10 protein-coding genes and 1 pseudogene are annotated in these 9,331 nt (G+C 72.6%); 5 read left to right on the top strand and 6 right to left on the bottom strand.

Going from position 1 to position 9,331, the window contains the following annotated elements; translation table 11 throughout:
- Positions 1-246 (bottom strand): DnaJ domain-containing protein (locus RWM17_RS09175; protein ID WP_314102953.1); only part of this gene is annotated, 246 nt, incomplete at its 3' end.
- A 132-nt stretch (positions 247-378) separates the two neighbouring features.
- On the opposite strand from RWM17_RS09175, the gene RWM17_RS09170 reads away from it, so the two are divergent.
- Positions 379-1,524, top strand: a complete 1,146-nt coding sequence (locus RWM17_RS09170) for a glycerol dehydrogenase (protein WP_133737427.1) — start codon at positions 379-381, stop codon at positions 1,522-1,524.
- 71 nt (positions 1,525-1,595) lie between these two features.
- On the opposite strand, the gene RWM17_RS09165 is transcribed toward RWM17_RS09170, so the two are convergent.
- On the bottom strand, positions 1,596-2,003 hold the full coding sequence (locus RWM17_RS09165) for a PGPGW domain-containing protein (protein ID WP_314102949.1): 408 nt from the start codon (positions 2,001-2,003) through the stop codon (positions 1,596-1,598).
- Positions 2,004-2,179: 176 nt separating this feature from the next.
- Here RWM17_RS09165 and RWM17_RS09160 point away from each other — a divergent pair, with 176 nt between their 5' ends.
- Positions 2,180-3,055 carry an aldo/keto reductase gene (locus RWM17_RS09160; protein WP_314102947.1) on the top strand — a complete coding sequence of 292 codons (876 nt, stop codon included), beginning with the start codon at positions 2,180-2,182 and terminating at the stop codon, positions 3,053-3,055.
- A 55-nt stretch (positions 3,056-3,110) separates the two neighbouring features.
- Here the strand turns inward: RWM17_RS09160 and RWM17_RS09155 are convergent, their stop codons facing one another.
- Positions 3,111-3,617: a hypothetical protein gene (locus RWM17_RS09155; protein WP_314102944.1), complete on the bottom strand. Its 507-nt coding sequence runs from the start codon at positions 3,615-3,617 to the stop codon at positions 3,111-3,113.
- Between the two features lie 152 nt (positions 3,618-3,769).
- Here RWM17_RS09155 and RWM17_RS09150 point away from each other — a divergent pair, with 152 nt between their 5' ends.
- From RWM17_RS09150 to manD, 3 genes are read left to right on the top strand one after another with little or no spacing between them, the layout of a single operon-like run.
- A complete protein-coding gene (locus RWM17_RS09150) occupies positions 3,770-4,624 on the top strand; it encodes an aldo/keto reductase (RefSeq protein WP_314102941.1) in 855 nt (284 codons plus the stop codon).
- Between the two features lies 1 nt (position 4,625).
- Entirely contained in the window at positions 4,626-5,492 is an 867-nt protein-coding gene (locus RWM17_RS09145) for an EI24 domain-containing protein (RefSeq protein WP_314102938.1), read from the top strand.
- Entirely contained in the window at positions 5,452-6,690 is a 1,239-nt protein-coding gene (gene manD / locus RWM17_RS09140) for a D-mannonate dehydratase ManD (protein WP_314102935.1), read from the top strand. Before RWM17_RS09145 ends, manD begins: the two co-directional genes overlap by 41 nt.
- Before the next feature lie 128 nt (positions 6,691-6,818).
- On the opposite strand, the gene RWM17_RS09135 is transcribed toward manD, so the two are convergent.
- The 3 genes and pseudogenes from RWM17_RS09135 to RWM17_RS09125 form a co-directional block, all read right to left on the bottom strand.
- The gene (locus tag RWM17_RS09135) at positions 6,819-7,301 is read right to left on the bottom strand and encodes a VOC family protein (RefSeq protein ID WP_314102931.1); all 483 of its coding nucleotides are present in this window, start codon (positions 7,299-7,301) and stop codon (positions 6,819-6,821) included.
- Between the two features lie 84 nt (positions 7,302-7,385).
- Positions 7,386-8,852: an NCS2 family permease gene (locus RWM17_RS09130; protein WP_314102929.1), complete on the bottom strand. Its 1,467-nt coding sequence runs from the start codon at positions 8,850-8,852 to the stop codon at positions 7,386-7,388.
- Positions 8,853-8,911: 59 nt separating this feature from the next.
- A pseudogene (locus RWM17_RS09125) lies at positions 8,912-9,331 on the bottom strand (hypothetical protein); the annotation flags it as partial.

Genomic DNA, 9,331 nt, shown 5'->3' with positions numbered 1-9,331 from the left:
CGCCGAGCCCGAGCCCGTGGACGCCGACGACGACGGGCGCCGACGGTCGTACGCGGCCCGCGCCTCCGGCGTGCCGACGAGCTCCCAGGCGAGCTGCAGGTCGCGGAAGGCCGAGGCGCTGCCGCCGAGGTCGGGGTGCGTCTCGCGGGCGAGGCGTCGGTAGGCACGTCGCAGGTCGTCGTCGGACGCCGTGGAGGGGACGCCGAGCACCTCGTAGGCGGTGGCGGAGGCAGGACTGGGCGTCACCCCGCAACGATATCGGGCCGCGGCTGGGCGGCGCGTCGGCGTCGGCGTCGGCGTCGGCGTCGGCGTGCACGGGACACGGAGGCGGCCCGCCTACCGTGCACGGCACACGTCCCCCACGAGAGGAAGCACCGCATGCCCGTTCCCGTCCGCACCGTCATGAGCCCCGCCCGCTACGTCCAGGGCAAGGACGCGATCACCCGCCTGGGCGAGTTCGTCGCGCCGATCGGGAGCCGACCCCTCGTCGTCTCGGACGACGTCGTCTGGGGCCTCGTCGAGGAGGCGGTGGGCACGAGCTTCGCCGCCGAGTCGCTGCGGGTCGAGCGCGTCCCGTTCGGCAGGTTCGCGACACCGGCCGCGATCGACGAGCTGGCCGAGTCGATCCGGTCGTCGGACGCGGACGTCGTCGTGGCGATCGGCGGCGGCAGCGCCATCGACGCAGCCAAGGCCGCCGGCCACGCCACCGGCATCCGCTGGGTCAGCGTGCCGACCGTCGCCTCGACCGATGCGCCGACCTCGGCCCTGGCCGTCGTCTACACGGACGAGGGCGAGTTCATCGAGTACCGGTTCTTCCCGCGGAACCCCGACCTCGTGCTGATCGACACGCAGCTCGTCGCGAACGCCCCCGTGCAGTTCCTGGTGGCGGGGATCGGCGACGCGCTCGCCACCTGGATCGAGGCCCGCGCGTCGGCGAAGGCCGCCGCGACCACGATGGCCGGCGGACTCGCGACCCAGGCGGGCACCGCCCTGGCCGAGCTGTCGTGGCGCATCATCCACGAGAACGCCTTCTCCGCCCTGGACGCGGTGCGCGACGGGATCGTCACGCCGGCGCTCGAGTCGCTCGTCGAGGCGAACACGCTGCTCTCCGGCCTCGGCTTCGAGTCGGGCGGCCTCGCCGCCGCGCACGCGATCCACAACGGCCTGACCGCTGCCCCGCAGACGCACGGCCTGACCCACGGCCAGAAGGTCAACATCGGCTCGCTGACCCAGCTCGTGCTCGAGGGGGCGCCCCGTGCCGAGATCGAGGACTTCGTGGAGTTCACGACCCGGGTGGGCCTGCCGAACACGCTCACCGAGATCGGCCTGAGCACGGACGACACCGAGGAGCTCGAGGCGGTGGCCGCGGCCGCCACCGTCGAGTCGGAGACCATCCACTCGATGCCGTTCCCGGTGACCGCCGCCGACGTGGTCGCGGCCCTCACCTCGATCGAGCGCCTCTCGCGGTCGATCCGCGCGGACAAGGGGCTGCCGGAGCCCGTGAAGTACGAGGCGGCGCACTAGCGGCACCTCCGGCACCTGCACCGCAGAGGGCCCGTCCACGATCGTGGACGGGCCCTGTGCGGTGCGGGTGGTCAGGCGCGCGCGACGGCCCGGTTCGCTCTCCAGGCGCGCCAGCGCAGCCGGAGGCGGTGGGCGAGCCGGCGGACGGCCTGCGTGACGCGGTGTGCCGCCGGGAACTCCGTGCCGAGGACGGCGACCCCGACGAAGACGATCAACCAGCCGGGACCGGGCAGCGGGACGAGCACCAGGCCGACGGCGATCACGATCACGCCCGCCAGCGCCACGCCCACCTTGTAGGCCACGCGGAGGCGGGGATAGCCGTCGAGCTTCGCCCGCCCGGCACGCCAGCGAGCTCGCGCCCGGGCGGTCCGGCCGAGACCCTCCTCGGGGGCACCCGGAGTCGTCGCACCGTGGGGAGCGCCGTCGTCGTGCGGGCCGGTGGCGGGCCGGGACGGGGCCACGGCGGTCTCGGAGGTCATGCGGAGAACCTAGGCGGCTCCCCTGGCAGACCGCGCCGTGGCGCCTGCCAGGCACCTGGGCGCCGCTCGTTCCTGGGAGCGGGGAGGCCGGGCGGGCGTACCCAGGATGCAGGGGCCCCGCCTGCGGGGACCGTCACGACCATGAGCGCCGCACCGCTGCGGCACGAGGAGGACCCATGAAGACGAGGACCATCGGAGACGTCACCGTGAGTGCGATCGGCCTGGGCGGCATGCCCTTGTCGATCGAGGGACGGCCGGACGAGAAGCAGGCGATCGCCACGATCCACGCCGCTCTCGAGCAGGGCATCACCCTGATCGACACCGCCGACGCCTACCACCAGCCCGGCACCCACGAGGTCGGGCACAACGAGTCGTTGATCGCCCGGGCGCTCGAGAGCTTCCACGGCGACACGTCGGACGTGCTCGTCGCGACGAAGGGCGGCCACCTCCGACCGGAGGCAGGAGCCTGGGCACAGAACGGTGACCCGGCCTACCTCAAGGAGGCGGCGCGCGCGTCCGCCCAGCGCCTCGGCGTCGAGACCATCGGCCTCTACCAGTTCCACCGCCCCGACCCGGCCGTGCCGTACGCCGACTCGGTGGGCGCCCTGGCGGAGCTGCTGGACGAGGGAGTCATCCGCATGGCCGGCATCTCGAACGCGAGCGTCGACCAGATCCGCGAGGCGAACGACGTCCTCGACGGGCGCCTGGTCTCCGTCCAGAACCAGTACTCCCCCGCGTTCCGCTCGAGCACCGAGGAACTCGTGCTGTGCGACGAGATGGGCATCGCCTTCCTGCCGTGGAGCCCGCTCGGCGGCATCACGAACGCCGCCGACCTCGGCACGAAGCACGCCGTCTTCGCCGAGATCGCGAACGCCCGTCGGATCTCGCCCCAGGTGCTGACCCTCGCGTGGGAGCTGCACGCGTCCGAGCTGGTCATCCCCATCCCCGGGTCGACTCGTCCGCAGACGATCATGAACTCGGCGACCGCCGCGACGATCAAGCTGTCCGCCGACGAGGTGCAGAGGCTGGACGCAGCCGCCGACGCAGCATGAGCTGACGGGCGCCTCCGGGCGACGGCACGGGCGGGCGAGCGGGCGACGACGACGGTCAGTGGTACGGATTCCGCATCGGGATCAGCTGCGGGCCCTCGCCCGGCACGTCGAACCCCTCGGGAAGGTCGGTCGCCGTGACCTGTCCCGGCAGCCGCGGGGCCGGGTCGAACCCGCCCGGAGTGCGGCGCACCTGGCCGCGAAGGCTCAGCGGGCCGCGTCGGAGCCTCTCGTCGAGGCCCCTCGCCCAGGTGGCCACGGCGAGGTCGTCGAGGGGCGTCTCGCCCTCGCGCTGCCACACGAGCACGACCGAGCGGGCCCGCACGTCGCTCGCCTGGTCGCGGACGACGCGCTCGAGGGAGGCGACGTCGCGACCGTAGGGCAGCCGGGGCAGGCCTCTCAGCCGGATCAGGTTCGCACAGGGGTACTCGCCGCGGTCGAAGAACGCGACGTAGACGAGGTCTTCGTCGCAGGGCTCGTCGCAGACGACGCTCGCCCACTGCGCGAGGGCGGACTCGGAGGAGCTGACGGGCAGGGGCGGGACGGTGCGGTCTGTGGTGGTCATGGGGACCACCGTGCCGCAGCGGGCGTCCCCGCTCGACCCGCGCCTCCTCGACTGTGGACGGTGCCGTGACCCGTCGTCCCTGGGGAGGGAACATGCCCCTGAGGCTCGGGGAGGACGGGCCGTCGGAACGGTCGCCCGGGCACACTGGGGCCATGGCTGCTCACGAGAACCCCCGTGTCACGTTCCCCGACGGACGCACCGCCCCCGCCCTCGGGCTCGGGACCTGGGAGCTCGGCGACGACCCCCGACGACGCGACGCCGAGCTGGCGGCCCTCCGCGAGGGACTCGACCTCGGCATGACCCTGGTCGACACGGCGGAGATGTACGGGCGCGGCGCCTCCGAGCGACTCGTCGCCCAGGCGATCACGGGTCGGCGCGACGAGGTGTTCCTGGTGAGCAAGGTGCTCCCCTCGAACGCGAGCCGTCGGGGAACGGTCGAGGCGTGCCACGCCAGCCTCGCCCGCCTCGGCACCGACCGGCTCGACCTCTACCTGCTGCACTGGCGCGGCGGCCACCCGCTCGAGGACACGGTGGAGGCGATGGAGGCGCTCGTCGCCGAGGGCGCGATCGGCGGCTGGGGCGTCAGCAACTTCGACGTCGACGACCTCGACGACCTCGCCCGGGCCACCGGCGGCTCGTCCTCGCCCCAGACCGACCAGGTGCTCTACAACCTCGCGCGCCGGGGGCCGGAGCACGACCTGCTGCCGCGCCTGCGCGAGTCGGGGACGCCGCTGATGGCGTACTCGCCCGTCGACCACGGTGAGCTCCTCGACCATCCGGTGGTCACCTCCGTCGCTGCCGACCTCGGCGTGACGCCCGCCCAGCTCGCGATCGCCTGGGTGCTCCGGCTGGCGCCCGACGTGCTGCTCGCCGTCAAGGCCGGCAGCGTCGACCACGTGCGCGAGGACGCTGCAGCCCTCGCCGTCGACCTCGACGACCAGGCCTTCGCGCAGCTCGAGCGCGCGTTCCCGGCCCCGACCGGGCCCGTGCCGCTCGAGGTGCGCTGAGGTGTCGGCACTCCGCGAGTTCGGCTCGGGCGTCGCGGTCCTCGGCCGGGGGCTGCGGCTCTGGGGCACGTCGCCGCGGCTGATGCTGCTCGGTGCCGTGCCCGCCCTGATCGTCGGCGCCGTCTTCGTCGCCCTGCTCGTGCTGGTGAACGGGCACGCGGACGACCTGGCCGTCCTGGCGACGCCGTTCGCCGACCGGTGGCCGGAGTGGGGCCGCGTGCTCGTCAGGGCAGGCGTCGGCGTGGCGGTCGCCCTGCTGGCCGTGCTGCTCGCCGTGGTGACCTTCACCGCCGTGACGTTGCTCGTCGGCGATCCCTTCTACGAGCGCATCTGGCGGCACGTGGAACAGCGCGAGGGGGACGCACCGGCCGACGTCGACCAGGGGTTCTGGCGCGGCGTGCTGCGGAGCGTCGGCGACTCCGTCCGCCTGCTGCTCGCCACCGCGGCGGTCGGCATCTGCCTGTTCGTCGGCGGCTTCGTCCCGGTCGTCGGGCAGACCCTCGTGCCCGTGCTCGGCGCGCTGACCGGCGGCTGGTTCCTGGCCGTCGAGCTGACCGGGTTCGCCCTCGACGCCCGTGGGCGGTCGCTGCGGCAGCGGCGGGCGGCCCTGGCGGCGAACCGCTGGCGGACCCTGGGCTTCGGCACGGCCACCTGGCTGTCGTTCTTCGTCCCCCTCGGGGCCGTCGTCGTGATGCCCGCCGCGGTCGCCGGCGCGACCCTGCTGGCGCGCGACGCCGCGGACGCGCAGGACGCCCTGGCGCGTGACGCCCAGGTGCGACAGGGTGGTGAGGAGGCGCTGCCGCCACCATCCAGTCGAAGGAGACCGAATGAAGATCGACAAGGCCGAGGTCATCGTCACCAGCCCTGACCGCAACTTCGTCACGCTGAAGCTGACCACCGACGAGGGGGTCACCGGTCTCGGCGACGCCACCCTGAACGGCCGCGAGCTCGCGGTCGTCGCCTACCTCAGCGAGCACGTCGTGCCGCTCCTGATCGGCCGGGACCCCGGTCGCATCGAGGACACCTGGCAGTTCCTCTACCGCAGCGCCTACTGGCGCCGCGGCCCCGTCACGATGGCCGCCATCGCCGCCGTCGACGTCGCCCTCTGGGACATCAAGGCGAAGGTCGCCGGCATGCCGCTCTACCAGCTGCTCGGCGGTGCCTCCCGCACCGGCCTGCTCACCTACGGCCACGCCTCCGGCAAGGACCTGGACGAGCTCTTCGACAGCGTGCGCGACCACCAGGAGCAGGGCTACAAGGCGATCCGCGTGCAGACCGGCGTGCCCGGGCTGAAGTCGATCTACGGCATCGCCTCGAACGCCACCTTCGACGCCAACACCGGCGTGCGCTACGACCACGAGCCCGCCCAGCGCGGCGCCCTGCCGAACGAGGAGGACTGGGACACCCGCTCGTACCTGCGGCACGTCCCGACCGTCTTCGAGGCCGTGCGGAACGAGTTCGGGCCCGAGATCCCGCTGCTCCACGACGGACACCACCGCATGACGCCGATCCAGGCGGCCTCGCTCGGCAAGAGCCTCGAGCCCTACGACCTGTTCTGGCTCGAGGACGTGACGCCGGCCGAGAACCCCGAGGCGCTGCGGCTCGTCCGCCAGCACACGACGACGCCCCTGGCGATCGGTGAGATCTTCAACACGGTGTGGGACTACCAGCAGATCATCCGCGAGCAGCTGATCGACTACGTGCGGAGCGCCGTCACCCACACCGGCGGCATCACGCACCTGCGCAAGGTGCTCGACTACGCGGCGCAGTACCAGATCAAGTCGGGCATGCACGGGCCGACCGACATCTCGCCCGTCGGCATGGCCGCCGCGATGCACCTCGGCCTCGCGATCCACAACTTCGGCATCCAGGAGTACATGAAGCACGGCGAGAAGACCGACGCGGTGTTCGAGCAGAGCTTCACCTTCACGGACGGGATGCTGCACCCCGGCGAGAAGCCGGGCATCGGGGTCGAGCTCGACGTCGACGAGGCCGGCAAGTACCCGTACGAGCAGGCGTACCTGCCCTACAACCGGCTCGCCGACGGGACGGTGCACGACTGGTGACTCGTCCCTCGTCACCAGCCGCGCACCGCCCTGGGGCAGCGCTCGTCTGCGGCAGCTCCTTCGTCGCCGCCGCGGTGCACGACTGGGGACTCGTCCCTCGATGCTGAGCTGAGGAGGCGGCGGGCAGGTCAGTCGCCGCGGTAGGCGGCCTCGAGGTCGGCGACGACGAGGCGGCTCATGCCCATCATCGCCTCCATCGCACGGGAGGCGCCGGCCGGGTCCGGACCGCCGACCGTCCGCTGCATCGCGCTCGGCACGATCTGCCACCAGAAGCCCCAGCGATCACGGACCCAGCCGCACCGCCCCTCCTGGCCGCCGTGCGAGGCGAGGGCGTCCCAGATCCGGTCCAGCTCCTCCTGGTCGTCGACCGGGACGGAGAGCGAGACGGCCTCGTTGGGGACGAAGCCGGGGCCGCCGTTCAGGCCCTGGAAGCCCTGGCCGTCGAGGTCGAACTCGACGACGAGCGCCTGGCCCGCCATGGCGGGGTCGGGGAAGTCGTCGGGGTACCGGGACACGTGACTGATGTGGGAGACGGGGAAGAGCGAGACGTAGAACGTCGCGGCGGCCTCGGCCTCGCCGTCGAACCACAGGACTGGGGTGATGCGGGGCACGGGGGCCTCCTCGGCTCGGTCGCACCGACGACGGTGTCGGTGCGTGCGGCAGACGCTACCGCGCCCGGCCCCCGGCCGCGAGGATCAGCTGATCAGGGTCTCGATCGGGCCGCGGACGAAGTAGACCAGGAACCCGACCGCGACGATCCACAGCAGGGGGCTGATCTCGCGTGCCTTGCCCGAGAACGCGCGGACGATCACCCACGTGACGAAGCCGACGCCGATGCCGTTGGCGATCGAGTAGGTCAGCGGCATGACGATGATCGTCAGGAACACGGGCAGGGCGACGCTGAAGTCGGTCCAGTCGATGTCCTTGATCTGCGAGACCATCAGCGCGCCGACGATGACGAGCGCCGCGGCGGCGACCTCGAGCGGCACGACCTGGGTCAGCGGCGTGAAGAACATGGCGAGGATGAAGAGCAGCCCGGTGACGACCGAGGCGAAGCCGGTGCGGGCTCCCTCGCCGATGCCTGAGGCCGACTCGACGAAGACGGTGTTCGACGACGAGCTCGTCGCGCCGCCGGCGACCGCGCCGATGCCCTCGACGACGAGCGCCGACTTCAGGCGGGGGAACGTACCGTCGGGTGCAGCGACGTCGGCGGCCTTCGCGAGGCCGGTCATCGTGCCCATGGCGTCGAAGAAGTTCGTGAAGACGAGGGTGAAGACCAGCATGACGGCCGACAGCCAGCCGATGCGCGCGAAGGCGCCGAGACTGACGTCGCCGATCAGCGACAGGTCGGGCAGCGCGACGATCTGCGTCGGCAGCACCGGAGCGTTGAGGTTCCAGTCGTCGAGGTTCTGGCCGTTCGAGGTGGGCACCTGGAAGATCGCCTGCAGGACGATCGCGACGACCGTCGAGGCGACGATGCCGATGAAGATCGCGCCGCGGACGCGACGGGCCATGAGGACGCCGATGACGACGAGGCCGATGACGAAGGTGATGGTCGGCAGGGTGCTGATCGACCCGCCGTCGCCGAGCTGCACCGGGGGCGACGCGTTCCCGCTCGTCCGGACGAAGCCCGAGTCGACGAGGCCGATGAACGCGATGAAGAGGCCGATGCCGACCGTGATCGCGGTCTTGAGGGCCGCGGGCACCGCGCTGAAGATCATGCTGCGGAGGCCCGTCACGGCGAGGATGGTGATGACGAGGCCGTTGATGACGACGAGGCCCATCGCCTCGGGCCAGGTCACGTCCTGCACGACCGTGACCGCCAGGAACGAGTTGATGCCGAGGCCCGCGGCGAAGGCGAACGGAAGGCGGGCGACGGTGCCGAAGAGGATGGTCATGACGCCGGCGGTGAGGGCCGTGACCGCTCCGACCTGGCCGTTCTGGAGCCAGCCGCCGAGCACGTCCTTCGCGGCCTGGTCCTCGCTGAAGCCGCCGAGGATCAACGGGTTGAGGATCACGATGTAGGCCATCGTCACGAAGGTGACGACGCCGCCGCGGATCTCGCGGGCCCAGCTCGAGCCGCGACCGCTGATCTCGAAGTAGCGGTCGAGGGCACCGGCCACGCCGGGGCGGCGGGCGTCGGTGGACACGGGGGTGGTCATGGTGGCTCCCGAGGAGTAGGGCGGCGAGGAGGGCGCGCGACTCTGGGCGCTCTCTCAGCTTACGACGCCGAGGAGCCCCGCCCGGCCTGTCCGGGCACATCCGCCTCGACCGCTGCGGCGGCGATGCCGGCGACGAGCGCGTCGGCCCCGAGCGCGCCGTCGGCCGAGCCGACGACGTCGGTGAGCGGCAGCACGAGGGGCACGCGACGCCCGTCGACGACGACCCACGTGCGGAGGGACCCCGGGCCGGCCGCCGCCTCCGGCGTCGCGGTCGCCAGCTCGTCGAGCCACTCGCACTCGGTCTCGATCCAGCGGGTGTGCACGGACGGCTCGACGCCGTCCGCTCCCCCGCCGTCCGTCCCCGTCTCGGCGTCGGCGACGACGCCCGTGAAGGCCGGGTCGTCGACGAGGAGGCGGTGGAAGCGCGCGGTCGTCGCGGGCCCGTCGACGACGAGGCCGCCCAGGGCGCGCCGCGCGCG

The organism is uncultured Frigoribacterium sp., from assembly GCF_963515265.1.
GTDB lineage: Bacteria > Actinomycetota > Actinomycetes > Actinomycetales > Microbacteriaceae > Frigoribacterium.
The sequence above is the reverse complement of the archived record's forward strand: the minus strand, read 5'-3'. Positions and strand labels throughout refer to the sequence as shown.